The 25,682-nt window shown below is 50.4% G+C and carries 25 protein-coding genes and 1 pseudogene; 8 read left to right on the forward strand and 18 right to left on the reverse strand.

What is annotated here, in order from left to right; translation table 11 throughout:
• Positions 1 to 83: 83 nt before the first annotated feature.
• The 10 genes from tkt to HUN05_01965 form a co-directional block, all read right to left on the reverse strand.
• Positions 84 to 2,084: a transketolase gene (gene tkt / locus HUN05_01920; protein WDP84067.1), complete on the reverse strand. Its 2,001-nt coding sequence runs from the start codon at positions 2,082 to 2,084 to the stop codon at positions 84 to 86.
• 31 nt (positions 2,085 to 2,115) lie between these two features.
• On the reverse strand, positions 2,116 to 2,985 hold the full coding sequence (locus tag HUN05_01925; protein ID WDP84068.1) for a radical SAM protein: 870 nt from the start codon (positions 2,983 to 2,985) through the stop codon (positions 2,116 to 2,118).
• A 211-nt stretch (positions 2,986 to 3,196) separates the two neighbouring features.
• Positions 3,197 to 4,054 carry a DUF945 family protein gene (locus HUN05_01930; GenBank protein WDP84069.1) on the reverse strand — a complete coding sequence of 286 codons (858 nt, stop codon included), beginning with the start codon at positions 4,052 to 4,054 and terminating at the stop codon, positions 3,197 to 3,199.
• On the reverse strand, positions 4,051 to 4,533 hold the full coding sequence (locus tag HUN05_01935) for a DUF945 family protein (protein WDP84070.1): 483 nt from the start codon (positions 4,531 to 4,533) through the stop codon (positions 4,051 to 4,053). The genes HUN05_01930 and HUN05_01935 overlap by 4 nt, the downstream gene beginning before the upstream one ends.
• 173 nt (positions 4,534 to 4,706) lie before the next feature.
• Positions 4,707 to 6,845: an ATP-dependent RecD-like DNA helicase gene (locus tag HUN05_01940; protein ID WDP84071.1), complete on the reverse strand. Its 2,139-nt coding sequence runs from the start codon at positions 6,843 to 6,845 to the stop codon at positions 4,707 to 4,709.
• A complete protein-coding gene (gmhB, locus tag HUN05_01945) occupies positions 6,842 to 7,405 on the reverse strand; it encodes a D-glycero-beta-D-manno-heptose 1,7-bisphosphate 7-phosphatase (protein WDP84072.1) in 564 nt (187 codons plus the stop codon). The genes HUN05_01940 and gmhB overlap by 4 nt, the downstream gene beginning before the upstream one ends.
• Before the next feature lie 4 nt (positions 7,406 to 7,409).
• Positions 7,410 to 8,192 (reverse strand): septal ring lytic transglycosylase RlpA family protein, encoded by a 783-nt coding sequence (locus HUN05_01950; GenBank protein WDP84073.1) that lies wholly within the window; start codon positions 8,190 to 8,192, stop codon positions 7,410 to 7,412.
• A gap of 3 nt (positions 8,193 to 8,195) precedes the next feature.
• On the reverse strand, positions 8,196 to 10,544 hold the full coding sequence (gene lon / locus HUN05_01955; GenBank protein ID WDP84074.1) for an endopeptidase La: 2,349 nt from the start codon (positions 10,542 to 10,544) through the stop codon (positions 8,196 to 8,198).
• A gap of 9 nt (positions 10,545 to 10,553) precedes the next feature.
• Complete coding sequence (locus tag HUN05_01960) at positions 10,554 to 11,006, reverse strand: Hsp20/alpha crystallin family protein (protein ID WDP84075.1); 453 nt, start codon at positions 11,004 to 11,006, stop codon at positions 10,554 to 10,556.
• 165 nt (positions 11,007 to 11,171) lie between these two features.
• Positions 11,172 to 12,677: a response regulator gene (locus tag HUN05_01965; protein WDP84076.1), complete on the reverse strand. Its 1,506-nt coding sequence runs from the start codon at positions 12,675 to 12,677 to the stop codon at positions 11,172 to 11,174.
• A gap of 195 nt (positions 12,678 to 12,872) precedes the next feature.
• Between HUN05_01965 and lnt the strand changes: the two genes are divergently transcribed.
• The 3 genes from lnt to HUN05_01980 are packed head-to-tail and all read left to right on the forward strand — an operon-like array spanning position 12,873 to position 16,139.
• The gene (gene lnt / locus HUN05_01970; protein WDP84077.1) at positions 12,873 to 14,456 is read left to right on the forward strand and encodes an apolipoprotein N-acyltransferase; all 1,584 of its coding nucleotides are present in this window, start codon (positions 12,873 to 12,875) and stop codon (positions 14,454 to 14,456) included.
• 33 nt (positions 14,457 to 14,489) lie between these two features.
• Positions 14,490 to 15,551 (forward strand): peptide chain release factor 2, encoded by a 1,062-nt coding sequence (locus tag HUN05_01975; GenBank protein WDP87885.1) that lies wholly within the window; start codon positions 14,490 to 14,492, stop codon positions 15,549 to 15,551.
• The gene (locus tag HUN05_01980; protein ID WDP84078.1) at positions 15,552 to 16,139 is read left to right on the forward strand and encodes an HDIG domain-containing protein; all 588 of its coding nucleotides are present in this window, start codon (positions 15,552 to 15,554) and stop codon (positions 16,137 to 16,139) included.
• A 64-nt stretch (positions 16,140 to 16,203) separates the two neighbouring features.
• On the opposite strand, the gene HUN05_01985 is transcribed toward HUN05_01980, so the two are convergent.
• On the reverse strand, positions 16,204 to 17,253 hold the full coding sequence (locus HUN05_01985; GenBank protein ID WDP84079.1) for a hypothetical protein: 1,050 nt from the start codon (positions 17,251 to 17,253) through the stop codon (positions 16,204 to 16,206).
• Positions 17,254 to 17,568: 315 nt separating this feature from the next.
• Between HUN05_01985 and HUN05_01990 the strand changes: the two genes are divergently transcribed.
• The 3 genes from HUN05_01990 (at position 17,569) to HUN05_02000 (ending at position 20,443) form a co-directional block, all read left to right on the forward strand.
• Positions 17,569 to 18,732 carry an iron-containing alcohol dehydrogenase gene (locus tag HUN05_01990; protein ID WDP84080.1) on the forward strand — a complete coding sequence of 388 codons (1,164 nt, stop codon included), beginning with the start codon at positions 17,569 to 17,571 and terminating at the stop codon, positions 18,730 to 18,732.
• A gap of 171 nt (positions 18,733 to 18,903) precedes the next feature.
• Complete coding sequence (locus HUN05_01995) at positions 18,904 to 20,058, forward strand: PAS domain S-box protein (GenBank protein ID WDP84081.1); 1,155 nt, start codon at positions 18,904 to 18,906, stop codon at positions 20,056 to 20,058.
• Between the two features lie 34 nt (positions 20,059 to 20,092).
• On the forward strand, positions 20,093 to 20,443 hold the full coding sequence (locus tag HUN05_02000; protein ID WDP84082.1) for a response regulator: 351 nt from the start codon (positions 20,093 to 20,095) through the stop codon (positions 20,441 to 20,443).
• Positions 20,444 to 20,453: 10 nt separating this feature from the next.
• On the opposite strand, the gene HUN05_02005 is transcribed toward HUN05_02000, so the two are convergent.
• From HUN05_02005 to HUN05_02035, 7 genes and pseudogenes are all read right to left on the reverse strand, one after another.
• Positions 20,454 to 21,002, reverse strand: coding sequence for a cyclic nucleotide-binding domain-containing protein (locus tag HUN05_02005; protein ID WDP84083.1), 549 nt, complete (start codon positions 21,000 to 21,002; stop codon positions 20,454 to 20,456).
• Between the two features lie 27 nt (positions 21,003 to 21,029).
• Complete coding sequence (locus HUN05_02010) at positions 21,030 to 21,299, reverse strand: hypothetical protein (GenBank protein WDP84084.1); 270 nt, start codon at positions 21,297 to 21,299, stop codon at positions 21,030 to 21,032.
• 41 nt (positions 21,300 to 21,340) lie between these two features.
• Entirely contained in the window at positions 21,341 to 21,913 is a 573-nt protein-coding gene (locus HUN05_02015; protein WDP84085.1) for an LPP20 family lipoprotein, read from the reverse strand.
• A gap of 76 nt (positions 21,914 to 21,989) precedes the next feature.
• Positions 21,990 to 22,775 (reverse strand): hypothetical protein, encoded by a 786-nt coding sequence (locus tag HUN05_02020; protein WDP84086.1) that lies wholly within the window; start codon positions 22,773 to 22,775, stop codon positions 21,990 to 21,992.
• 43 nt (positions 22,776 to 22,818) lie between these two features.
• A pseudogene (locus tag HUN05_02025) lies at positions 22,819 to 23,816 on the reverse strand (IS3 family transposase).
• Positions 23,813 to 24,322 (reverse strand): hypothetical protein, encoded by a 510-nt coding sequence (locus HUN05_02030; GenBank protein WDP84087.1) that lies wholly within the window; start codon positions 24,320 to 24,322, stop codon positions 23,813 to 23,815. Before HUN05_02030 ends, HUN05_02025 begins: the two are co-directional and overlap by 4 nt.
• Before the next feature lie 54 nt (positions 24,323 to 24,376).
• Entirely contained in the window at positions 24,377 to 24,571 is a 195-nt protein-coding gene (locus HUN05_02035; GenBank protein WDP84088.1) for a hypothetical protein, read from the reverse strand.
• 276 nt (positions 24,572 to 24,847) lie between these two features.
• On the opposite strand from HUN05_02035, the gene HUN05_02040 reads away from it, so the two are divergent.
• Together HUN05_02040 and HUN05_02045 are read left to right on the forward strand one after the other, a co-directional pair.
• Entirely contained in the window at positions 24,848 to 25,159 is a 312-nt protein-coding gene (locus tag HUN05_02040; protein ID WDP84089.1) for a hypothetical protein, read from the forward strand.
• Positions 25,156 to 25,680: an IS630 family transposase gene (locus tag HUN05_02045; GenBank protein WDP84090.1), complete on the forward strand. Its 525-nt coding sequence runs from the start codon at positions 25,156 to 25,158 to the stop codon at positions 25,678 to 25,680. Before HUN05_02040 ends, HUN05_02045 begins: the two co-directional genes overlap by 4 nt.
• Positions 25,681 to 25,682 lie beyond the last annotated feature (2 nt).

The following is a 25,682-nucleotide window of genomic DNA, read 5'->3' on the forward strand; positions in this document are numbered from 1 at the left end:
ACAAACTTTAATTTTAAAAAAACCGGCACAGATCACCTGTAAAGGCGGCCTGTGCCGGCCCGAAAATTTCTCAACCCTGGAAATTACAACTCCAGAGCATTTTTCACGATGTTTTCAGCAGAGAACCCAAATTCTTTGAGCACGGTGCCGCCGGGTGCGGATGCACCAAACCGGTCTATGGAAATGGTCTTTCCCTGGTCTCCCACATACTTGTCCCAGCCCATGGAAATCCCGGCTTCAACGGCCAGGCGTTTGGTGATGCCGGGCGGTAAAATTCTTTCCCGGTAAGGGGCAGAGGCTTTTTCAAAGAGTTCCCACGAGGGTAAAGAGACCACAGAGGCCTTGATATTATGCTCTTTTTCCAGAATTCCCGAGGCTTCAACGCAGATGTGAACCTCGGAACCTGTGGCAATGAGCAGCATCTGGGCCTCTTTGCCTGCATCTTTAACCGTATAACCGCCCCAGATGGAATCTCCGTCTTTTACGGACATGTCCAGGGTGGGCAGTTTCTGGCGGCTTAAAATCAGGGCAGTGGGGCCGTCAGAGCGGGTCAATGCCTTCTGCCAGGCCATGGCCGTCTCATTGGCATCTGCCGGGCGGATCACATTAAGACCGGGGATGGCCCGTAAGGAGGCCAGGTGTTCAACCGGCTGATGGGTGGGGCCATCTTCGCCCACGGCAACGGAATCATGGGTAAACACATAGATAATGGGCAGTTTCATCAAAGAGGCCACCCTTATGGCGCCCCGCATATAATCGGCAAAGACCAGAAAGGTGCCGCCGTAGGGACGGACACCCGAATGCAGGTACATACCGGTCATGATGGCGCCCATGGCATGCTCCCGCACACCAAATCGAATATTTCGTCCCCCCCAGGCCTCTTTTTGAAACTCTTCGGAACAGCTCAGATAGGTCTTATTGGAAGGGGCAAGGTCTGCAGACCCGCCCATGAGTACGGGCAGGTTTTTGGCAATGGCGTTCAGTACCTGGCCGGATGCCGCACGGGTGGCCACAGGACCGTCTTCGGTTTTAAATACCGGAATTTCCTTTTCCCAGCCCTGGGTAAGGAAACCTGAAATCGCATCCACGAAAAGGCCGGCCTCATCCGGGAACTGACCCTTATATTCGCCAAAGACCTCCTGCCATTCACTTTCAGCCTGATCCCCGTAGGCCAGGGCCTTGCGGGTATTTTCCAGCACCTCTTCGGGCACATAAAAATCCTTGTCCTGGGGCAGTCCGTAGAATGCTTTGACCAGTTTGATCTCTTCTGCTCCCAGAGGCGCGCCATGGGCATCCGGGGTATCCTGCTTGTTGGGACTGCCATAGGCAATGTGAGTGGACACCTTGATCAATGAGGGACGGCCAACGGCGTCTTTACCGGCCTGAATGGCCTTTTCAATGGCGCCAAGGTCATTGCCGTCCTCAACTTCCACCACATGCCAGTTCATGGCTTCAAATTTGGCCTTTGTATTTTCAGTAAAGGCGATATCGGTCTTTCCCTCAATGGTGATGGAGTTGTCGTCATAGATGACAATCAGCCGGCCCAGGCCCAGATGGCCTGCCAGGGATGCCGCTTCCATGGTGACCCCTTCCATAAGGTCGCCGTCACCGCAGATGGCATAGGTGTGGTGGTTGATCAATTCCTGGTCTTCCTTGTTGAACCGGGCGGCCATGTGACGTTCGGCCATGGCCATGCCCACGGCATTGGCCACGCCCTGGCCCAGGGGGCCTGTGGTGGTTTCAACTCCGGCGGTTTCCCCGTATTCGGGATGTCCCGGGGTCTTGGAGCCCCATTGTCTGAAATCCTTGAGATCATCCAATTTTAACCCATATCCAAACAAGTAAAGCATGCTGTAAAGCAGGGAAGAACAATGGCCCCCTGAAAGGACAAACCGGTCCCGGTCGATCCATGAGGGATTGGCAGGGTTCTGCTTTAAAAAACGTTTAAACAGCACATAGGCGGCAGGGGCAAGGCCCATGGGTCCGCCGGGATGGCCGGAATTGGCCTTTTGAACCGCATCCATGCACAGAGCGCGAATGGTACTCACCGTCAGTTGATCAAGGGTTTCATTGGCATCAGCCATGGTACAAATCTCCTAAAAAATAGTAAAAAAGTTACAAGGCTCTCATGGATTCAGGTTTTAAAGGAACCTTTCCCTTGAGAGCCTGTGATATCAGTTCAAGTGTTTCTTCCTTGTCCCTGGGCAGCCGGGCCCGGATGGGAAGGTAATTGGAGGCATGATTGGCGTGGAAAAGCCCGTCCGTCAATGTGGTGGCGGCAATCATCGCCCCAAGCTCGGTCAGCATTTCTTCAGGGCCTAAGAGGGGAAATTCCCCGGCCTGGTATTGGTCGTGGAGTTCTGTGCCCGGAATCAGCATCAGGCTTAAGGCGCCCACATATTCAGGATCCATGGCCGTGAGGACCCGGCCGGTTTCCCGGGCATGATCCAAGGAACCTTTTCGGCCCCCAAGGCCCAAAAGCACGGTAACCGAGACCTTGATCCCGGCCGCCTTGAGCTTTTTGCCCATGGTGATCATTTTCTGGGAATCCGCCCCTTTATTGATGGCCTTTAACACCTTGTCATCACCGGATTCAAGGCCCATATAGGCAATTTTCACCCCAAGGTCGCGTAATTGGCGCAGCTCTTCAGGGGTTTTCATCTTGATGCTCTTGGTATTGGCATAGACGCCGATCCGCTCCACCCAGGGCAGGCGGTCTCTTATCCGTTCAAGAATGGGAACCAGCCGTTTCTGGGGAATGATCATGGCATCCCCGTCGCAGAGGAACAACCGGTTCTGGCACCGGCAATTGGCCCTTGCAAACTCAATGTCCTCAAAAATCACATCATCTTTCTTGATGTTGAACCGCTTGCCCCGAAACGTCCCGCAAAAGGTGCATTTATTATGGGAGCATCCCAGGGTGACCTGGAGCAAAATACTGTTGGCCTCACTGGGCGGCCGGATAATCATACCCTCATAGTGCATTGCGCATCCCCTGTTAAAAATCAAAACTTCTTTTTAACAGGTATTATTAAAAAATTCAATATCTTAATTCTTTTTTAGGACAAGGGTCTGGCCATGCCAGAATCTTTTGGCACTAAATTCAAAAGGTGGCCGGCATAGCGGCAGTCCCATCCTTTGGTTGTCATTTCAACCGCCGGAGCCTGCATGCCGGGGCCGCCTACCCATGAAAGTATTAGGGCTGATCCAGAACCACTTGGGTTCCGTTGAGATAGAGCTTGCCATCCTTGGTCTCTGCCCCATGGCAGAGTCTATCCCCTTTGGGGACAAAAAGCCCGGTCTCCATTCCCGGAAAAACCGGAGCGGTTAAATCCTGCCTTGGACCTGCCAGTTCCCGGGGCATGCAAAGCTCTGATTCAAGGGAAAAATAGTCCAGGGCCAGGGACGGCTGGCCTGCAAACAAAATAAACTGGGCCAGGGAGATATTTTTTTTCAGCCCCAGCAGAAACCGGCCCTCAATTTTACCCTGGGGCAACTTCATGTCCACCTGGGACACCTGAATTTCAAGTCCCTTTTTCAGCAGTTTTTCAACCTCGGCCATAATCTGAGCGCTGTTCTTTGCCATGGCACCTCCCATAATTGCCTGAATCTCTTCGGGCTGGATATTGGGGTTGGACATCTGGGAGAGATACTGGTTGGTAATTTTTGAATACAAAAGGATAAGATTTTCATAGGCCTGGGCGTCCATATGATTTACCCCGACCTGGAAAGACCAGCCGGACAGGTCCTGACCGTTAAAGTCCACCTGGTCTGCGGTCATGCCCATACCCAGGTTTAACTCTTTTTTATCTTCAGTGGCCGTCATATGGTAGGTCAGGGCAAGATTGGACAGATCAATCTTCTCCTGGTCTTCATCAATGGTAAACCGATCCACAGTCATGGATCCCTTACCCTGCCAGAGCAACCGGGTCAGACGGGTCATCTGGGAATCAAAATGGACGGGCCCTATCCCGTTTTCCTCATTCTCAAAAAGCCCGGCCCAGTTGCCCTGGAACTCTATTTTTTCAAAGCTTTTGTCCACAGAGACGGTCATGTCAAGACCCTTGACACTGAGGGGGGGGGGACTTGGGGGGGGGTAATTGAAAATTCATCCAGGGAGATGGTGCTGACAATGGGGCCGGAAACCGCGTACCGGGTCTGGATTTTCAAAGGATTTTTCCCGTTCAGATGGGTATTGACCCAATCGGTAAACCAGAGATTTTTTTCCAGGCTGGTTTCAGACGTAATGCCTAAAAACCCATGGGAGGCGGTTTCCACAAAGCGTATATCCTTGATGCCGTATACCGGTTCAAGGCTGCCAAAGTCGATTTTCCACTCAAACCGGGTGTCAAAAAGCCCTCTGTCATATTCAACAATGGCAAGTTTCAGATCCGATCCGGTCTGACTATACATCTGGTTGATATCCTGGAACCCTTTTTGAACGGTCCTCTCCATGAGAATACCGTTGAAAAAAAGCATCCCCGGAATTCCGGCTAAAACAAGTACAGCAATGACAAGAAACCCTTTTTTCATGACCTGCCCCTTTAAATTATTGAAAATTCAGAATTTTTAATTCCATTGAAAACACACCACCATCGGATATCAGACCCGGGAAAACGATGCAAGAAAAATAATGCCCAACATTACCAGGAACTTGTTTTTCAACACCCAAAAAACAGGGGCAGGTTCAACGGTGGTCAACCCGCCTAAACATCTATCAGCCGCTGCTTGAGTCCGGAAAGACGCAGGGCGGTTTTATTGTTTTCAAACGCGGTTTCAAAGGCCTTAGAAGAGCCCACAATGATGACCAGGTGTTTTCCCCGGGTCATGGCGGTATAGAGCAGATTTCGCTGAAGAAGGAGAAAATGGGGAAGGGTCAGGGCAATGATCACGGCCTGATATTCCGAGCCCTGGGACTTGTGTACGGAAATGGTATAGGCCAGGGTAAGTTCGTCCAGTTCGAGCAGTTCATAGGGAACTCTCCGGCCCTCATAGTCCACCACCACTTTTCCCTTGGTCTTGTCCGCCTCTGCCACCCGGCCGATATCCCCGTTAAACACCTCTTTTTCATAGTTGTTCTTAAGATGCATGACCTTGTCTCCGGGCTTGAAAACCACCCCATGACTCTCAATGCCCCCGGCCGAGGTGTTGAGGACCGCCTGGAGCTGCTGATTGAGGTTGATGGTGCCGGCTTCCCCCCGGTGCATGGGGGTGAGAACCTGGACCTCTTCAATATGGGGAAAGGCCTTGGGAATCCGCTTTGCGCAAAGTTCTGAAATGGTCTCAACCACCCGGGAGGGCTCCCGGGTTTCAATAAAGTAAAACTCAGATGCCGTATCAGGCCCGGCCGATTTTATATCGGGCATCCGGCCTTTGCGTATGGCATGGGCATGCATGACAATAGGGCTTTCAAGGGCCTGGCGAAAAATCCGGGTCAGCGAAAAAATCTCCACACATTTTGACTCGATAAGATCGGACAATACATTGCCCGGCCCCACCGAGGGCAGCTGAAAGGTGTCTCCCACCAGGATCAGGCTGGCGCCTGCGGGCATGGCCTCCACCAGGCGGTACATCAAAAAAGTATCCACCATGGAGGCTTCATCCACCACAAAAAGATCCAGGTCCAGAGGGTTGGCAAAGTTTTTCCCAAAGGTCCCGGTTTCATGGTCAAACCCTAAAAGCTTGTGCAGGGTAAAGGCTTTTTTACCTGTGACCTCTGAAAGCCTGCGGGCGGCCCGGCCCGTTGGCGCGCTTAGCACCACCTTGAGATCCAGCCCTTTGAACACCGTGCAAAGGGCCCTGACCAGGGTGGTCTTTCCAGTACCCGGCCCCCCTGTGATAATGGAGACTTTCTGGGCCAGAATCTGTGTCACCACATCCAGCTGCTCTTTGGAAAGCCTTACCGCCATGGTGGAGAGCACCTTCTCCGTGATCTGGTCTTCATTGATGGCAAATTGTCGTGCCGGCATGGACAAGAGTGCCTGTATCCTGCGGGCAATCCCTTGTTCAGCCTGGTAAAGCCGGTAAAGATAGATGCAGTTGTCTTCTGCCACCACCTCTTTTTGATCTGATAACTTGGATAAAACCGGTTCAAACATCCGAGGGTCCACCCCGGTCTGCCGGGCACATCCCCGGATCAAGGCCTGCTTTTCTCCGTATACATGCCCCTCCTGCGCCAAAAGAATGAGTTGACAGACAAGGCAGGCAGCCAGACGGTTTTCATCATCTCTGGGGATGCCGGCCGCTCTGGCCATGCGATCTGCGGCCCTGAACCCGATGGCAGGGATATCTTTTGCCAGAAGATAGGGATCGGTTTTAAGAACGTCAAGAGCGCCATTTCCGTAGGTTTTCAATATGGTCCCGGCATGGGCGACCCCCACGGGACTCCCCTGAAGAAAGTGCATCACCCGCCGGACGGAATGATGGGCGTTCCAGGCCTTTTCGATCAAATTTTTCTTGGCCTTGCCAATGCCGTGGACATCCAGCAGCTTTTCCGGCTGATTTTCAATCACCTCAAGGGTATCTTCACCCAAGGTATCCACGATCCTGTCGGCAAGGGAGGCACTGATCCCCGGGATCAGGCCGGATCCCAGATATTTTCGGATGCCTAAGATTGTATCAGGCAGGGTGACCTCATAGGTATCCGTCTTGAACTGGTCCCCGTATTTGGGATGGGAAATCCATGATCCGTTCAGGGTCAATTGCTCGCCTTCAGCCACCCCGGCCAGGTGGCCGACCACGGTAACCGGCTCAACCACCTTCGGCAGCCTCACCCGGCAGACCGTATAATGGTTGTCAGGATTCTGGTAGGTGATGCGGGAAAGCTTTCCTTTGATGGTGATCATGGCAGGGGGGCAAGGGTGGAAATAATCCAGGTGGCCGCCGCGTAAAGGTCCTGGGCAAAAAAATCAGGGATAATATTGCGGTCTGAAAGCAAGGCCAAGGCCTTGTGCCCGTTGCCCGTGGCCACCAGAATATTGTTTGCGCAGCCGGCAGCAATCCCGCATTCAATATCCTTGGCTGAATCCCCCACCATCACCGCTTTTTCAAGATCCATCCTGTGGCGGTCAACCGCCTGAATAATAAGGCCGGGCAAAGGTTTTCTGCAAGGGCAGTTTTCATCCGGGGCATGGGGGCAGAAAAAAATATCCTTTATCCGCCCCCCGGCCGCTTCCACCCCGGCGGTCATCCGGTCAAAAATCGCCTCCAGGGTCTTTTGGGTAATCATCTTGCGCCCGACAGCAGACTGGTTGGTAATGATCACCACCTCAAACCCGTGGGCTGTCAGCAAGGCAACGGCCTCGGGACTTCGGGGAATAAAGTGAAACTCATCCGGGGTTTTGATATAATCAGGAGAATCCACATTGATCACCCCGTCCCGGTCTAAAAAAATCGTATGTGTCATAAATTTACTCGGCAACGGCAAAGGTGTGGCCGAACCCCTCAAGCTGGTCACTGAACCTGACCGCATCCTTGAGATTGGAAAACTTTCCGATCCTTACCCGGTAAAACTGCCCCCGGTCATCTTCATACGGGACAATATGGGCGTTAAGATAGGTGGCAGATAATTTTTTGCGGTAGGCCTCTGCATTGGTTTTCACCTTGAAGGCCCCCACCTGTACGGTGAAATTGCCCTTCCAATAATCCACAGGCTTGAATGCCACAGGTGTATGGTCTTTTTTGGAATAGGAGGTGGCCCGGCCCAAAGCCGTGACCCTCACCCTTGCCGTGCCAGGACCGACCATGCCGATTTTATGGGCCCCGGAATAGGACAGATCAATAATCCTTCCTGTGACAAACGGCCCCCGGTCATTGACCCGCACCTGAATCTGCTGACCATTGTTCAAATTTTCCACCCTGACCCAGGTGTTCATGGGCAAGGTTTTATGGGCCGCGGTCATGGCATACATATTATAGGTTTCTCCGTTGGAGGTTTTCCGGCCATGAAATTTTTTACCATACCAGGAGGCGGTTCCCTTTTCCACATACCCGCTGGCCGTGGCCAGGGGCACATATTGTTTTCCCTTTATGGTATAGGGCCTCTGGGTGGCAGGGGTTTTGCCCGAACTTGTTTTCTTGGGCGGCCGATGTTGGCCTTTGTAAGGGTCTTTCACTTTTGAGGCGCACCCGGCACAGGCCAGGGCAAGACAAGAGATCAAAATAATCAGATACGGGGTAAATTTATTTTTCATAATTTATTGCAGAGCGATATCAAGGACATCTTCCATTTTATCGGTAAAAAGAAATTCCATCCTGGACTGGATGTAGGCGGGTACGTCTTCCATGTCTTTTTTATTCCACTGGGGGAGAATCAAGGTGCGAATACCGCCCCTGTGGGCGGCAATGACCTTGTCCTTGATCCCGCCCACAGGCAGGACCTCGCCCCTGAGGGTAATCTCTCCGGTCATGGCCATTCGGGGCCTGACCTTTTTGTCCGCGATCAAAGAGGCCAGGGCGGTGAGCATGGTCACCCCGGCTGAGGGGCCATCTTTAGGAATGGAGCCTTCGGGCACATGAATATGAATATCATGGGTATCAAAAAAAGACTCATCCAATGAGAGTTTTTTAGCATTGGACCGGATATAGCTTAAGGCGGTTGAGGCCGACTCTTTCATGACATCCCCGAGCTGGCCGGTCAATGTCAGTCCCTTGCCTCCCTTCATGGATACCGCCTCCACAAAAAGGACTTCCCCGCCCACAGGGGTCCAGGCAAGTCCCACCACCACCCCGGGGGTATTGATCCGTTTGGCCATGTCCGGCATATTCTGAACCGGGCCCAGAAACTGCCCAAGCTCATTCAAGCCTATGGTCAGGGTTTTGACCTCTTGTTCGGCAATTTTAGCCGCCACGCCCCGGCAGATGGCCCCGATGCGCCGCTCCAGGTTCCGCAGGCCCGACTCCCTTGTATAGCCTGAAATAATTTTTTTAACCGCGCCCGGGGTGATCCTGACCTGGCCGGATTTAAGGCCGTTGGCCTCACGCTGGCGGGGAATAAGGTATCGTGTGGCGATCTTGAGTTTTTCTTCCTGGGTATACCCGCTCAGTTCCAGCACCTCCATCCGGTCCCGCAAAGGGGCGGGAATGGTATGAAGCACATTGGCCGTGGTCAAAAACATGACATCGGACAGGTCAAAGGCCACATCCAGATAATGATCAATAAAGGTATGGTTTTGTTCAGGATCCAGAACCTCGAGCAAAGCAGATGAGGGATCCCCGTGGTAGGAGGAGTTGACCTTGTCAATTTCGTCCAGCATGAACACGGGATTTTTCTTGCCCGCCTTTCTCAGATGCTGGATGATCCTTCCGGGCAGCGCCCCCACATAAGTCCTGCGGTGGCCGCGGATTTCAGCCTCATCCCTGACGCCCCCCAGGGCAATGCGGACAAATTCCCGGCCCATGGCCTTGGCAATGGACTGGCCCAAAGAGGTTTTACCCGTGCCGGGCGGTCCTGTAAAACAGAGGATCGGGCCTTTGGAGTCTTTTTTTAATTTCCGGACGGCCAGGTATTCCAATATTCTTTTTTTGGGTTTTTCAAGGCCGTAATGGTCACGATCCAGAACCTGGCGGGCCTCTTTAATGGAAAGCCGTTCCTGGGAGGTTTCATTCCAGGGCAAAGAGGTCAGCCAGTCCAGATAGGTGGAGGCAACCACATATTCAGAGGAAGACGGATGCATCCGGCCCAGGCGGAGCAGCTCACGATCCGCCTCTTTTCTGGCCTCTTCAGGCAATTGTTTTTCTTCGATCAGGGCCTGGTACTCCCGGATTTCCACACTGTCGTCTTCGGTTTCTCCCAGCTCTTCCTTGATGGCTTTGAGCTGCTGGCGCAGGTAATACTCCCGCTGACGCTTGTCCATGTCTTCTTTGACCTGGTTCTGGATCTTGGAACCCATCTCAAGGATTTCAAGCTGGTCATTGACCAGGCGGGTGACTTTTTTAAGTCTCAGGTTCACATCCAAAAGCTCAATGACTTTCTGCTTTTCCATGACCGGGGCATTGATGGTGGAGGCCACCATATCGGCCAGAACATTGGGCTCCTGCAGGGATTTGACCATATGCCCCATCTCAGAGGGCAGTCCCGGGGACAGGTCAACAATTTTTTCATACTGGTCCACAATATTGGACATCAGGGCGCGGTTTTCCTTGTTCCGGTCTGCGTTCCTGCTTTTGAGGACGGAGATGTCGGCCTGCATGTACTGCTTTCCCTTGAGAAATTCAACCACCCGGAACCGGTTCAGCCCCTGGATCAGCAACTGGGCTTTTTCATCTTCCATTTTGGACATCTTGAGAATCATGGCCACGGTACCGATGCGGTGAAGCTCTCCTGCGGTATGTTTTGAATCAATGTCCGAGCGTTTGGACAAAAGCAGGCCCAGCATCCTGTTTCCGGCCATGGCTTCATCAATCAAATCAATGGCCTCTTTCTGGATCAAAACCAGGGGAAGAACCATCTTGGGAAACAGATTGGTATCCACAATGGGAAGAATGGGCAGGGTGTTTGGAATGTCGTCTGTGCTGATGGGAGAGGGATGTCTTAAGTCATCCATTCGTAGTCCTTATAGAAAATCCATAGACATATTCTGTTTTTGTTTCATTGTTTTTCCGAGTAATTTGCCCAGGGTAAGCTCAAGGAATCCCCTGGAAAACGATGCAGAGACCTTTTCCACATCAATGACGCTGGGCAGGTAGAGCACCCGCTCAAACTGCCCGAACTGGATCTCGGCCAGCCGGTATGTGGCTGTGGGTTCGGGCTGGCTGCTCTGCCTGTTGCCCGAAATTCTCACCGCCTTGTCGGAAAGCTCAATCACCATGTCTTCCCGCCTCACCCCGGCCATTTCAGCCTGGATAATAATTTCTTCTCTGGTTTCAAATATATCCATCTGGGGCTTCCACACCCGCTTTGAAAAACAGAACATTGGGTTAACCGACTGAAACATCTCCTCAAAGGTTTTTTCTTCTGTGGCAGGTGTTTCAATATTATCCCCAAACCGAATTTCTATATGTTCCATAAAAAGCTCCTGATAACGCTTATCCTGCTTAATGCCTGGTTACACAAGGCTTAAACCGATCAATGGACCGATCCTGCAAAAATACCATCTGCCAAAGTGCTTGTAAAGAGAGATGTAAAAATTGTCCTGAAAAATAAAACGTTTATCCCAAAAAAGCAGGTCGTCTCAACACTCGTTCCGGTCGAGAATATCGCGAATGGTCCTTGAAAATTTATCCATGGAATAGGGTTTTTGAAGAAATCCGTGACACCCTTTTCCCAAAAGGGTTTCAACCTCTTCATCCACGGTAAACCCGGTGGAGACCAGGACCTTAACCTCCGGAGAAATCTCTCGAATCTTGAAAAAAGCCTCTTTGCCGTCCATGACAGGCATGATCAAATCCAGGACCACAAGCGCAATTTCGCTGTGACCGGCCCTGACCATTTCCACCGCTTCCAGTCCGTTCCGGGCCAAAATTGGGGTATACCCCAATTTTTCCAAAAAAGCGTTTCCCAGGGTTAAAATCTCCTCTTCATCCTCCACAAGAAGGATGGTTTCACTCCCCCTGGGCATGAGTTCAAACCGGGGGTCTTTTTCCGTTTCGGTTTCAGGCGCAGACCGTCCCGAGCCCGGCAGGCAGACCCTGAAGGCAGACCCTTCCCCTTTTTGGCTGTCCACCGTAATAAACCCGCCATGGTTTTTGACAATGCCGAATACCGTTGACAGTCCCAGCCCCCTACCTTTGGTATCTCCCGCGGCTTTAGTGGAAAAAAACGGGTCAAATATTTTATTTTGAATGGTTTCATCCATCCCAATCCCTGTATCTTTGACCAGGATCTCAACATAGGGACCCGGCGCAATTTCAAAGTGAAACCCGTGATTTTCCCCTATCTTAAGATTACGGGTCTGGATGGTCAGCACCCCGCCGTCAACCATGGCCTGGGAGGCATTGACCAAAAGGTTGAGCACCACCTGTTCCAGCTGGGAATGGTCACCGTCCACTGAAAAAAGAGTGTCTGCCAGATCAGCCTGAATTTGAATATCCTTTTGGCCGGGCTGAAAAACATTCAAGGCAATGGAAACCACCTGATTGATGTCCAGCATGGTAATCTGGTATTTCCCTCCCCGGGCAAACCCCAGAAGGCGGCTGGTCAGATCCGCCCCTGTTTTCACCAGCTTGCCCATCTGCCTTAAATGCCCGCCCACCTTTTCGGGCCGGTTCAGATTAACCCGCATCAGGGAAATATGGCCCTGGATCCCCATGAGCAGATTGTTGAAATCATGGGAAACGCCCCCTGCAAGCACGCCAATGGCTTCCATTTTTTCCGCCTGCCGGGACTGAATCTGGACAGCGTTGAACTCGGTGATATCCGAGGCCGTGACCAAGGTCCCTTTGTCTGGATTGTCCGGATCCATCCAGGAGGTCCTGATCCGGCAGTCAAAGGTGGTGGTGTCCGCCCTGGACAGCCGAGTCTCCGTCATTGCCTCGCCCAGACGGTTCATTTTTGAATTTAAAAATGCGGCCACCCGGTCATAGGCCTTTTGGGTGGGATAGAGAATACGGCCAGCCTTGCCTTCAAGGCTGCCGTCACCATATCCGGTCATGGCATAAAATTTTTGATTGGCCCAAAGAATAATCCCCTGTCTTACAATGCAAAGCCCTATGGGCGCCCGGGAAAGGAATGCTGACATATCCTCAGCTAAGAGGGCACCTGCACCCATGGAGGGGGAAGAATCAGTTGCCGGAGCAGAATCAGCCTGTGTTGATTTGTTTGTTTGATCCCCTGTTGACATGAAAACCGACGTTATCCTCATTTCTATAAATTGACGAAAGTGCAGATAGTCTGGTAAGTATAGCAGACTTTTTTTACTAAGGCCCGGAAAAAAATGAACCCCATATCCCGATTATCCATTCTTTTGCCCTATTTTCCCGCCCTGGTTTCGGGTATGCTGCTGACCCTTGCCTTTCCGGATCACGCCCTATACCCTGTGGCCTTTTTTGCCCTGGTCCCCCTTTGGACATCCATGGCATCCATGGGCCCGCGCCAGGCCTTTTCTGCCGGCATGGTAACAGGCGTTTCCCATTTTTTAACCCTGATCTACTGGATTGTTCCCTGCCTGACCCGGTTCGGCAACCTCAATATTGGCCTAAGCCTGGCCTGCCTGGTGCTGCTCAGCCTCTATCTTGCCCTTTACACTGGCGGTTTTGCCTATATTTTAAACAAACTGGCCCCGCGGCCCTGGCTGGCCCCGTTCTGGGGCGGAACGGTCTGGGTGGGGCTGGAATTCATCCGGTCCCACGCCCTGACCGGGTTTCCCTGGGGCGTTCTGGGATACACCCAGTCTCCCAACATAGGTTTAGTCCAAATGGCCGACCTGACAGGGGTGCTGGGCATCTCCTTTGTGCTTCTGCTCTCCAACGGGATCTTGGCCCAGGCCTGGCTGGCCCTTGGGCCCCAAAACAGAATAAAATCGATTGTCCAAGAACAGAGAGGCGCCTGGATCTTTTCTCTTGTATTGGGAATCTTCCTGGTTGCAGGCGCCCATGCATATGGATTTTTCCGGCTGCCCCATGTTCAGACATGGATAAAATCAGCCCCGCACACAAAAATTTCAGTGGTCCAGGGCAATATTGAACAGGATCAAAAATGGGACAAGGCGTTCAAGGATTTTACTTTGGACCGGTATACATCCCTTTCCCTGAAGGCCTGCCCTGCAGACCTCATTGTATGGCCCGAGACGGCACTTCCCTTTTATTACGGCAGGGACCCGGTCTATTCCAGCCGGGTGGACCAGCTGATACGACAGACCCGCACCCATTTTCTTCTGGGCAGCCCGGCTGTTGACAGCCAAAAAGAGAGCATTTCATATTACAATAGGGCCTATATGCTCAACCCCCTGTCCATGGTCACAGGCACCTATGATAAAACCCATCTGGTTCCGTTTGGGGAATATGTGCCTTTCCAGAATCTGTTCTGGTTTGTAAAAAAGCTCACCCAGGCGGCCGGCAATTTTTCCCAAGGCAGAACAGGGGCGGTTCCCCTAAATTTTAAACCCCATAAAACCGGGGTGCTCATCTGCTTTGAAATCCTCTTTCCCGATATTTCAAGGGCCTTTGTCCAAAACGGGGCAGACATTCTCACCACCATCACCAATGATGCCTGGTTCGGCCAAACCTCGGCACCGGCCCAGCATTTTTCCTTTGGGGTGCTCAGGGCGGTTGAAAATAGAAGATCCCTTGTCAGGGCCGCCAATACCGGGATTTCAGGTTTCATAGATCCTTCAGGAAAAATCCTTTTGGCCACCCAGCTTTTTGTCCCTGCTGCAGCAACCCAAGACCTGCCGGCCCTGTCAAACATCACCTTTTATACCCGCCACGGTGATCTGATCGGTATTTTCGCCCTGGTTGCAATGGCCATGGGTTTTATGATAAAACCCATTAAAAATAAATTTAGGAGACTTGGACAATGAGTTTAGAATTTAAACAGATTATTTCATCCATTACTGCCAAAGCCAACAAACTCAAGGAGTATCTTTGACCTTCCTGTCAAGGAAAGACGGCTTAGGGAACTTGAACTGCTCATTGCCAAACAAGATTTCTGGGACAATGCTGACAAGGCTACCTCACTTTTAAAAGAACGCACTGCCATATCCGGCCTCATTGAGACCTGCAATACCATATTCACGGAAATAGAAGATGCCGAAGTCCTGTTGGAGCTGGCCCGGGAAGCCTCTGACAAGGAAATAGAACAAGAGGCCGGCGACCTTCTGACAGCCATTGAAAAAAAAATCAAGCGGTTCTCCGTGGAAATCACCCTGGACAATGAAGATGATTCACGGGATGCCATTGTTTCCATCAACGCGGGAGCCGGCGGAACCGACTCCCAGGACTGGACGGAAATGCTGTTCAGGATGTACACCCGGTGGATCGACAAAAAAGGATACAAGTGCCAGATCATTGATTACCAGGTGGGGGATGAAGCCGGGATCAAAGGGGCCACCCTCCATGTGACCGGAGAAAACTGCTTTGGATTCATGAAGGTGGAATCAGGGGTGCACCGGCTGGTGAGGATTTCACCCTTTAATGCCGGGGGAAAGCGTCAGACCTCCTTTGCCGCCGTGTTTGTCTATCCTGAAATCAAAGATGAAATCATCATTGATGTTGATGAGGGGGATTTGCGCATTGATGTATACCGGGCCAGCGGGGCCGGCGGCCAGCATGTGAACAAGACCAGTTCTGCGGTCCGGATCACCCACCTGCCCACAGGGGTGGTGGTCCAATGCCAGCAGGAGCCGTCCCAGCACCGGAACAAAGAAATTGCCATGAAGGTGCTCAAATCAAGGCTCTACCAGCTGGAAAAACAAAAACAGGACAAAAAGATGCAGAACCTCCACGACGGCAAGGATGATATTGCCTGGGGAAGCCAGATCCGTTCCTATGTGCTCCATCCCTACCGCATGGTCAAAGACCATAGAATTGATCTTGAAATCGGAGATGTAGACCGGGTATTGAACGGCGACCTGGACCCCTTTATCGAAGGGGTGCTCTTGTCCGGGTCAAAATAGATGAGGTCAATCTCCCCGGTCAGGCAAGCGGCCCAATCCATAGATCCCTTGACTGTTATCGAGCAATTCTACGACAAAGGCTCTCCTTTGTATCAGCTTTTGGTGGATCACTCAGAAAAGGTGGCCCAAAAAAGCCTTGAGATTGCTCATAACCTTGCCCATCTGGATCCTGACCTGGCCTTTATTGAAACGGCAGCCATGCTCCATGACATCGGTGTTATAAAAACATCCGCCCCTTCCATTGGATGCACAGGAAAATCACCCTATATCTGCCACGGATATCTGGGACGTAACATGCTCGACTCTCTGGGTCTGCCCACGGCCTTTGGCCTTGTTGCCGAGCGCCACACCGGGGCAGGCATCAGCAAAAACAATATTTTACAGGCAAACCTGCCCCTACCTCCCAGGGATATGAAACCTCTGACACTGGAGGAGAAAATCATCTGCTGTGCAGATAAATTCTTTTCCAAAAGCCCAAAAAAGAAAAAGACCCTCATGACCCGGGAAAAAATCATTGACGAGCTTTTCAAGATCAATCCCGGACATGCCCGTCGCTTTTCATCCTGGGCAGAACGATTCAACCTGTAAAAAACCTGCAGATCCCAGAGGACCTGCAGATTTTTCCTAAAACGATATTCTCTTCTGGCCGGAATTAAAAATTAATCTGCCATTTGACGCCTGCGTAAACCGTATCAGCCTCTTCAACACCGTCCTTATCCCTGTCTTTATCAATCCTGCCCACCTCGGGCACAAAAAAGACGCCGGGTGCCAGGGTCACGGTGGACTGTAAATAATAGGCCACCGTATCATCCTTGGCATAATTAAGATGGTCTATTTCCGCAGCCACATATCCATACCCCGCCTCAAAGGAAAACCGCTCATTGAGCATAAATCCGGCGGCAACCATGACACCGTAGGCATCATTATCCTCAAGGGTGCCTGCCACAACCTGGGGATCCCCGTCAGGAGAGCAGTTAAAATCATAGGGCCCCACATTTTGACCCGTCCAGATGTCTCCCCCGAGATAAGCTGAACCCAACCGAACCTGGCCCCCAAGGGCAAGGATATAGGAATCCACATCATAGGTTCTTAAACTTGAGGTGTCAGTCAGCTCATAGGTTTGATACCCCCCTGCAAGCTCAAGATACCCAGATTTCAGGTCAAGCCGGTATTTGGCCTCTATTTTGGGCAGTTTGACCTCCTGACTGCTGTTGGCCAGTCCCAGATCGCCGGTATCCGGCTGGACAGCCGCCACCTTAAAGTTGCCAAAGGTGAGCTGAAGCATGGGCTGACGTTTGGCATCCACGTGGCCGTAAGGATCCATCCCTGCATCCGTTCCATATACCTGGTTGCTCAAGGCAAAATTCAATGGAGAATCCGTCTGTCCGATCAAAAGTTTTCCAGACCCGAAATGCCACTCTCCGTACAAATGCCGAATGTTTGCATTGCCGCCTGACGCACCGTATTCAAACCGGCCCACCAGTTCGTCGCTGACCTTGACATTGGCCCCGATACGGGAATTGCTCTGGAGGCTGTGGCTCAGATTGGTGGAGGATGCACTGCCCGTGTCCACATCCTCATAAAAGGTCTGAACCCTGGCATTTCCGTAAAAATTCCAGTCTGCGGCAAAAGCGGTGCCCGAAGCTAAAATCCAAAGCACCAGGAAAATCCCGCCTATCCCTGTTAATCCCTTCTGTTTCATAATCCCCCCTTGATTTGTTTGTTGGTGAAATTAATATTGGCTCTGTTTTGAAAATGTCTTGTCGTCAATAAAACCGTGAAATTGAACCTCTTTCGATTAGAATCTGTTTTACCCATATCACATCCCCCAAAGATTTTCAGCCTTTTTTCCGGCAAAACTCTTTACCTATAAGAGGGGCTTGTCTGAGTTTTTTTATCTCCAGACAAAAACCGGGGCATTTTAGTCCTTATTTTCATTGATCTTGAATAATCACCCCCTGATTGTTATTGTATAAGGATACCATACCAACCTGGAAGAAAAAAAGCGGAGGAATTAATGGCCAGGGCCATTGAAAACCTGAGAAAATTTGTTGCCCCGGAGATCATTTTCGGCAATGGATCAAGATTTCTGGCAGGGGAATACTGCAAAAAATTTTATATTCAAAGGCCCATGGTTGTGACGGATCAAGGCGTGATTGATGCGGGCTGGGCCGGCCAGGTGAAAAAAAGCCTGCTCGAACACGGCATTGAGCCGGTCATCTTTTCAAAGGTTTCCCCCAACCCCAGACAGACTGAGGTCATGGACGGGGCCGGCCAATACCTGGACCAAGGATGCGATGCCATTCTGGCTGTGGGCGGCGGCTCTCCCATGGACTGCGCCAAGGGCATCGGCATTGTGGTTTCCAACAACGGGCATATCCTGGACTACCAGGGGGTGGACCGGATCAGTGCGCCTCTGCCGCCCATGATCTTTATCCCGACAACGGCCGGGTCCTCCGCAGATGTTTCCCAGTTCTGCATCATCAACAATACCCGTGAACAGGTTAAAATCTCCATTATCAGCAAAATCATCATTCCGGATATTGCCTTGATCGACCCTGAAACCACCCTGACCATGGATCCCTATTTAACCGCCTGTACCGGCATGGATGCCATGGCCCATGCAATTGAAGCCTTTGTGTCCACGGCCGGATCAAAAATCACCGATGTCCATGCCCTTGAGGCCATGCGCCTGCTTTCCACCCACCTGCCCATGATCACAAAACAGCCCACTGACATGGAAACAAGGGAAAATATCATGCTGGCCTCAATGGAGGCCGGGCTTGCCTTTTCCAATGCCGTCCTGGGTGCGGTTCATGCCATGGCCCACAGCCTGGGCAGTTTTCTGGACCTGCCCCATGGGGAGTGCAATTCCCTGCTTCTGAAGCATGTCATCAATTTCAACTATGGTGCGGTCCCTGAAAAGTTCAATCGCATTGCCCAGACAATTGGGGTAAATACCCGGAAGATGAATCAGGAACAGATCAAAACAGCCTTGTTTGAAAAAATCAGATGCATGCGCTTTGATCTGGGCATTTCCAAAAGTCTTGGCCAGGTCAATGTAAGGCCTGTTGATATCCCCAGCCTTGCGGACAAAGCAATGAACGACGCCTGCCTTCTCACCAATCCACGGTCGGCGGATAAAAGGGATATAGAGATTATTTATGAAGACGCGCTCTGATGACAAGCCCGTAAAACGGCCCATGGATAAATCCATTGCAAAACTCATGGGTCTGGGGGAGCGGTCTGTGCAGAAAAGCTATTATCCCCAGCTCCAAAAAAAATAAAAGAGCTTGAAACCAGCGAGGCAAGGTATCGACTCCTGGCTGAAAATATTTCAGATGTCATCTGGATGCTGGACCTTGATTTTTCCATTGTCTACATCAGCCCCTCCATTCAGAAGATGAGCGGATTTGGCCCGGAAGAGCTTACCGGCCGATCTTTTACACAACTTTTGGAGCCGGATCACGCAAGGCGGTTCACCCAAGAGATTACCCAAGAACTTGAGCACCCGAACGGCACCAAAGAAGGGGTCAGGGAAATGGAACTCTGTCAGCTCAACAAAGCGGGCACCAGCACATGGATCGAAATCCGGGTCTCTCTGGTGTCCAGCGAAGATGGGCCAAACAAAAAAATATTGGGCATTTCAAGGGATATTACCGAGAGAAAAGAGGCTGAAAAAGAAAAAAAACAGATGGAAAGCCAATTATTCCAGGCCCAGAAAATGGAATCCATCGGCACCCTGGCCGGGGGAGTTGCCCATGATTTCAACAATTTACTCACGGTGATCAACGGGTATGCCGAACTCATCCAGGCCAAGCTGGAAGAGGACCACCCCCTGACCCCCAAAGTCCAGGCCATCTCCCATGCCGGCCAAAGGGCCGAAAACCTGACCCGGCAACTTTTGGCCTTCAGCCGGAAACAAATATTCAAACCTGAAATTATCAGCCTCAACCAGACCATCAAATCCATGGACCAGATGCTCCGCAGGCTCATCGGCGAAGACATCCATGTCCAAACCATTGCCTCAAAGGGGATTGGCCCCATTTCAGCCGACCAGAACCAGATTGAACAGGTATTTACCAATCTGATCGTCAACGCAAGAGATGCGCTTTCAGGCCCGGGCAGTGACAAAATTAAAAAACGGATCACCATTGAGACAGGAGAAACCCTGCTCAATCTTAAGGAGGCCCAAAAAAGGGGGCTGGATCAGGAAGGAAAATATATTTTTTTCTCGGTATCTGACAATGGTCAGGGCATGGATCTGGAGACCCAAAAACGGATTTTTGAACCCTTTTTCACCACAAAATCCAAATACCAGGGCACAGGACTGGGCATGGCCATGATTTACGGGATTATAAAACAAAACAAGGGAAGCATCCGGGTATATTCAGAGCCAAACCAGGGCAATGTGTTTAAAATCTATTGGCCGGCATCTTCTCCCAAAAAAACCCTTCCGGCCAGAGATTGTCCCCCCGAAAATAAAAAAAAGCCTGGCCGGCGATGAATCTATTTTATTGGTGGAGGATGATCCCAGCGTATTGAATTTTGCGTCAAACGCCTTACCCCCTCTGGGCTATGAGGTTCACCTGGCCGAAAACGGAAAAATTGCCCTGGCATGGATCGAGAGCCGAATAGAACAAAAAAGGCCCCTGCCCGATCTAGTGGTCACGGATCTGATCATGCCCGAACTTGGGGGAAAGGCCTTTATTCAACAGGCAAAAACATATGTTCCCGGGATCAAGGTTATTTTTGTATCCGGCCACACCGACCATCATATTGTCCACAACGGGATGCTGGATCCGGGGGTGACCTTTCTTCAAAAACCCTATTCCCCAAACCTCCTGGCCGAAAAAATCAGAGAGGTCCTCTCAACTTCTGGACCCGGATAAAAAATTTTTTTTATGCTTTTCCCCGGATCCGGTTCTCAAAGCTGAGCAAATCAGAATATTTGGTCTCTATCTGCTCTTTTTCCCTTTGCATTTTGTCCCTGGTTCTGTTCAGCCGGGTCAGGATGACACGATAAAACCCCTTTTTGATGGTCTCCACAAGATGGCCGTCCTCAAGGTTCTCAGTCACGGACATGTCCATGCAAAGACAGATTCCCCGTGTTTTTGATACCACGGATGCTGTTCTTGGAATCCCTTCCAGCACGCTCATCTCCCCGAAGATTTCTCCGGGCTTTGAAAAGGTGGCCACAATTTCATGGTTTTGAATCACGTCAAACTGTCCTTTGACCACCCAGAAGGACCAGCAGTCAAAATCCCCCTCTTGGATCACGGTTTCCCCTGCCTCGTATTGGCAGAGTTTGGCAATACGAGCGTGATAATCCCCATCTGCGAGCAATAATTTTTTAATCTCTTTGCAAGAAAGATCGTCAAAAACCATGAACTTTCTAAGCACATTGATCGTCTGATCACTGACCAGATTTGCCTTTAATTTTTTGACCATTAAAATAACTCCGGGAAGATTAAAATCTTACTCTCGGTACCCGATATTATCCAAAAAATGCTGCCGTCTCAGCCGGAAAAGGGATTTGTCCTCGTTGACCAGATAATAGGTTTTCTGGTTCATCTCATCAAAACATTGATACAACCCCGTATATCCGGGGATATCACCAACATCGCAGACCCGTTCCACATCATCGTTAAATTTTGAACAGACCTCGGGCCAGTCTTCCTCAACTGCGTTTTTTTCAACCTTTATCTCAAAAGGCTCTTTGACATATTTTGCCTGGATTGCCTTCATCAGACCACCTCCGTGAATAAATACCGGACAAACCGATACTTTTAAAACGCGCTGTCAATGGTTTTATCCAGTTCCTCTTCTCCGCCCATGATCGTAAAATTATGCCATCTGGCCTCTTTCTCTTTTATGGAAGAGAGCATCTGACGTTTGACAGACCCCTTGAGCGCCTCTGTGTCCAGAACCATGAGAACGTACAAATCTGAACTGGGAGCAATCCATACATCCTTTTGGCTGGACCCGTTCAGGGTCTTTTGGGTCACCTGGTTGGAGACCTGTTTTCCCATACGGTCCGCGGTCTGGGTATTTCCCATCCCGGTCTGCAAGGCAAAATTTTTCACCAAAGAATGCACCCGGACCGACAATTGCCTGGCCAGTTCGTTCCGGGCCTGGGCCAGGGCCGCGGTTTTCGCAAACGGAATGCCTGACTTTCCGATTCTTGCAGATCCCACCGCAGAAAAAACACCTGTTTCATGCCCAATCAACACCCACTCGGGTGCATTTTCAAACTCTTCTTCCATGGCCTGGTTGTCAATATGCTTGTTGCCGCACCCCCAACCCACCATCACCGCCAGGATGAGAAGCATCCAATATCCATACCGCCTGTTTTTTCCCACAGATCTCTCCTTTTTTATTTTTCCCCGTATCCAAAGGCAGCCAGAAGCCTTGCGGTTAATCTATCGCCCAGGGCGCTTACGGCCCTGTGCCCTGCCTCATTCTCGTCTGAATGTCCCTTGCGGATACTTTCATTGATCTGGACAAAAAGGGCTTGTTCGGGTGTTTCAAATACCTGGACACTGCCCTGGCCCTGACAAACCGGGTCGTGGCATTTTTCAGGCTCATGGGCGAGACCTCAACCATCCCCAGGATCTGGGCATTGGCCGCACCCGGATCATGAACCAAAGCGATCCCTTTCCTGCTCAACCCCTGGGCAATGATCTCTTTGACCCGGCTCCCCGACTCCCCCTGGACAAGGATATGAAGCCTGATTTCGGACTTGAGCGCCGCCTGTTCATCCATAACAGCGCCCAGATCCACCCCGGTAAACGCCTCCACAGGATAATCAACCACCCTTAACCGGGATTCCAGAACCTGTCGGTCCAGGGCCAATGCCATGATCCTGTTCAAGGCGGCCATTCGGGACAGCCGGCCCTCCATGGTTTCAAGCACCCCGGCCTCGGCCTGGATCTGGTTGTCCACAAGCTCCAACCGGGACGTCCAGGTTCTGCCGGCATCTGCCTTGTCCAGAACGGCCAGGGCATAAAACAATCCAGAGGCGTCATCCTGCCAGGTTTTACCGATCCTGGCCCCCTGGAGGCGGACATCCGAGGCAATGCGGACCTTTGACTCCATCTCTTTTTCAAAGATTTCAGCCTGATCTGCTGCCAGGGAAGACCGGGCAACGCTTGTAAACCGGGAGACCACCCTGGATTCAAAAATCGCTGACAATTCAGCCATGGCCTGTTTGCGGGCATCCATAAGCGGAATGTGTCAATGACAATGAGACACTTTATGCCTAAAATTAGGCTCCAATCTTATCCTTCTCTTCCTGTTCCGGTTTGTTGATCCAGGCTGCTTCTGGTAAAGCTGGTGGCCGAGGGATTTTCCCCTTAAAGCGTATTGGGTTTTTAATAAACGCCTCTTTCAAAGTTCTACAGCGAGACCCATAAATCTCTTTAGCAATGCCATAATGAAACTGTTCCGGGGTTACCAGGCCAATACCAGAATGGTAATGCTCTTTGTTGTAATATCTAAAAAAATCCTGGCAAAAGGTTCTTGCATCCTCAATCGAACCAAAATGATTTGGAAATTTTGGACAATATTTCAATGTTTTAAATTGAGCTTCAGAGTAAGGGTTATCATTGCTGACGTGCGGTCTGCTGTGGGTTTTGGTTACCCCTAAATCGACAAGAAGCTGGGCAACCCCTTTGGATTTCATACTGGCTCCCCGATCTGCATGAAGTCCAAGCTGACCGGGTAATATATTTTGGTTTTCACAGGACTTCTCAATAAGCCTTTTGGCCAATGCTGTTTGTTCCCTATGGGCGACCATCCAGCCGACAACATACCTGCTGAAAATATCCATGATTACATACAGATAGAAATAAGTCCATTTTGTGACGCTTTTCAACTTGGTAATATCCCAGGACCAGACCTGATTCGGTCCGGTTGCCAGCAATTCAGGTTTTTTATATTTCGGGCGATTTACCTGCCGTCTTCGTTCCGGCACAGAACCATGTTCTTTGTGAAGAAGCCGATACATCGTTCTGATGGAGCAATAGTATTTTCCTTGGCATAGACCTGGTATGGGGCCTGGTCTCGATACGTATCCGAGTGAAGAATATCCAAAACCGTTTGTTGTTCATCAGGGTTCAAAGAAAGAGGAGAACTGCCCCGCTTTGATTTTACATGTTTTTTCGGAGAATAAAACCTATAAAAAGATGAACGAGGGACACCGAAAGCCTCACATGAAGGCTTTTTCCCAATATCGTAACTTAACGTTAGGGCGGCATTCATCAGTCGTCTCCTTTGAGGTCGTCCAGATTTTGTTGGATTCCCAGGATCTGAGAAATTTTTTTTTGGGCTTCAATGATGAGTTCCGCCTGTTTTAACTTATGCTCTAATTTAGATTTTTCTTTTTGAAGTCTGGCGACCTCTGTTGCCAATGGGTTCTTCTCTTTGGATTTCCTCCCTCGCTTTCGAGGTGCCATGGCGTTGAGAAGTCCTTTATTCCGGGCTTTGCGCCAATCGGCTAAATTTGAAGAATAGAGGCCCTCTCTTCGAAGTATCCTACCTATTCCTCCGGATTCATTGCAGTTTTCAACCTCTTGGAGAATACGCAGTTTATAAGAAGCAGTGAAATTACGCCGGGGCTTTTTCTCAGGAACTTCAGGATCAGGGATTGAATCCTGTCCCCCCAAGGAGGCACCAATTCCAGTCGCCCTATGGGCTCCTTCCATTGGTGCCTCCTTGGGGGCTGCCTGTTTTTCGGACTCTGGTAGTGGGTTCATTTTTATCGGTTTCATATAAGTATTGCCTTACCCGCCCTACACTAATTTATCAAGGGGTAAGTGTCTCACTTATATTGTCACAGAGGGAAGGGTTTTGCCCTCTGCCACGGCCTTTAAATACCGCTCATCTGGAAAATCAGGGCCTGCAGCAGGTTCCGGGGAAGGCGATCTTGCACATCCCCCTGCCAGGACCAAGGCCAAAAATACGATTACACTTGTCTGCCGTTTCAGGCAGGTTCCGAACCGGGCTGTTGAGCTGATCATTGAAACGCCCTCCCCAAAGAATCATTTACCACAATATACGATATTTGTCCGGCCTTCACCAGAAGGTTTCAGGGCTCACGCATGTAAATATTGTAAAGTGCCTATAGTTTTGATTGGTTCAAGTATCATCCAAACATAACTTCCTCCAGATATTTGATATCCATAGCAGCATTCAACCTTTTGGTTTTTACACTCCCTTTAAATGTCTTATTGTTCCGTAATATAGCAGAGCAAACAATTACTTGAACAAGGATTTATACAACTTATATTTTCCCCATGAGATATTCATCAGATTTACGCAAACGCGTTATAGATTTTGTAGAAAATGGAGGAAGCAAGACGGAAGCTGCCAGTCAGTTTAATGTATCCCGTGGAAGTGTTCACAACTGGACGTCTGCCGAAGATGGTTTGTCATACAAGAAACCCGGTCCAAAAGGACCACGAAGTTTGGATCTGGAAGCTTTGCGCCTCCATGTGGAGACAAATGATGACATGACACAATCGGAAAGGGCGCAGCATTTCGGAGTATCCCGTGCCTGTATCTGGTATAATATGAAACAACTCGGAATCACTCGAAAAAAAAGATGACGGGATACAGGGAGCGAAGCGACAGCAAAAGAAAGGCATATCTTCGTCTTCGTGAACGTTATGTACGTCGTTGCAAAACGTTTGTTTATGTTGATGAAAGCGGCTTTTCGCCTTATACAACCCGTCGCTATGGATATGCTCTCAAAGGGCAGCGTGTTCATGGTTTGATTGCAGGAACAAAGCACCCTCGAACGTCTTTGATTGCTGCCCGCATCGAATATAGTTTTGAAGAACCATTTTTGTTTCAGGGAACATGCAATGCGGATATCTTTAATGCTTGGATCGAACACCAGTTGAGTCCACATCTGAACGATAATCATGTCGTTGTGATGGATAACGCATCCTTCCACAAGGGCGAAGAAACCAAATATTTGATAGAAAGAACTGGTGCAGCTCTTTTGTTTTTGCCCCCGTATTCACCGGATCTCAATCCGATTGAACACGATTTTGCGGCCCTAAAAACCATCCGTGAATACAATGAAAACGAAACGATTGATGAAATTATCAGGATGTATAAATAATT

This window comes from Desulfobacter sp., from assembly GCA_028768545.1.
Classification (GTDB): domain Bacteria; phylum Desulfobacterota; class Desulfobacteria; order Desulfobacterales; family Desulfobacteraceae; genus Desulfobacter.

What these genes read in the sequence shown, in the direction of transcription:
- HUN05_01995 (WDP84081.1), top strand. Translation starts at nt 18,904, where the DNA reads ATGCTGGACCTTGATTTTTCCATTGTCTACATCAGCCCCTCCATTCAG.
- HUN05_02030 (WDP84087.1), bottom strand. Translation starts at nt 24,322, where the DNA reads ATGAAACCGATAAAAATGAACCCACTACCAGAGTCCGAAAAACAGGCA.
- lon (WDP84074.1), bottom strand. Translation starts at nt 10,544, where the DNA reads ATGGATGACTTAAGACATCCCTCTCCCATCAGCACAGACGACATTCCA.
- HUN05_02035 (WDP84088.1), bottom strand. Translation starts at nt 24,571, where the DNA reads ATGATCAGCTCAACAGCCCGGTTCGGAACCTGCCTGAAACGGCAGACA.
- lnt (WDP84077.1), top strand. Translation starts at nt 12,873, where the DNA reads ATGAACCCCATATCCCGATTATCCATTCTTTTGCCCTATTTTCCCGCC.
- HUN05_01980 (WDP84078.1), top strand. Translation starts at nt 15,552, where the DNA reads ATGAGGTCAATCTCCCCGGTCAGGCAAGCGGCCCAATCCATAGATCCC.
- gmhB (WDP84072.1), bottom strand. Translation starts at nt 7,405, where the DNA reads ATGACACATACGATTTTTTTAGACCGGGACGGGGTGATCAATGTGGAT.
- HUN05_01935 (WDP84070.1), bottom strand. Translation starts at nt 4,533, where the DNA reads ATGAAAAAAGGGTTTCTTGTCATTGCTGTACTTGTTTTAGCCGGAATT.
- HUN05_01950 (WDP84073.1), bottom strand. Translation starts at nt 8,192, where the DNA reads ATGAAAAATAAATTTACCCCGTATCTGATTATTTTGATCTCTTGTCTT.
- HUN05_02010 (WDP84084.1), bottom strand. Translation starts at nt 21,299, where the DNA reads ATGAAGGCAATCCAGGCAAAATATGTCAAAGAGCCTTTTGAGATAAAG.
- HUN05_01940 (WDP84071.1), bottom strand. Translation starts at nt 6,845, where the DNA reads ATGATCACCATCAAAGGAAAGCTTTCCCGCATCACCTACCAGAATCCT.
- HUN05_01930 (WDP84069.1), bottom strand. Translation starts at nt 4,054, where the DNA reads ATGACCGTCTCTGTGGACAAAAGCTTTGAAAAAATAGAGTTCCAGGGC.
- tkt (WDP84067.1), bottom strand. Translation starts at nt 2,084, where the DNA reads ATGGCTGATGCCAATGAAACCCTTGATCAACTGACGGTGAGTACCATT.
- HUN05_01965 (WDP84076.1), bottom strand. Translation starts at nt 12,677, where the DNA reads ATGTCAGCATTCCTTTCCCGGGCGCCCATAGGGCTTTGCATTGTAAGA.
- HUN05_02045 (WDP84090.1), top strand. Translation starts at nt 25,156, where the DNA reads ATGACGGGATACAGGGAGCGAAGCGACAGCAAAAGAAAGGCATATCTT.
- HUN05_02040 (WDP84089.1), top strand. Translation starts at nt 24,848, where the DNA reads ATGAGATATTCATCAGATTTACGCAAACGCGTTATAGATTTTGTAGAA.
- HUN05_02020 (WDP84086.1), bottom strand. Translation starts at nt 22,775, where the DNA reads ATGGATGCCCGCAAACAGGCCATGGCTGAATTGTCAGCGATTTTTGAA.
- HUN05_01925 (WDP84068.1), bottom strand. Translation starts at nt 2,985, where the DNA reads ATGCACTATGAGGGTATGATTATCCGGCCGCCCAGTGAGGCCAACAGT.
- HUN05_01990 (WDP84080.1), top strand. Translation starts at nt 17,569, where the DNA reads ATGGCCAGGGCCATTGAAAACCTGAGAAAATTTGTTGCCCCGGAGATC.
- HUN05_01985 (WDP84079.1), bottom strand. Translation starts at nt 17,253, where the DNA reads ATGAAACAGAAGGGATTAACAGGGATAGGCGGGATTTTCCTGGTGCTT.
- HUN05_01960 (WDP84075.1), bottom strand. Translation starts at nt 11,006, where the DNA reads ATGGAACATATAGAAATTCGGTTTGGGGATAATATTGAAACACCTGCC.
- HUN05_02005 (WDP84083.1), bottom strand. Translation starts at nt 21,002, where the DNA reads ATGGTCAAAAAATTAAAGGCAAATCTGGTCAGTGATCAGACGATCAAT.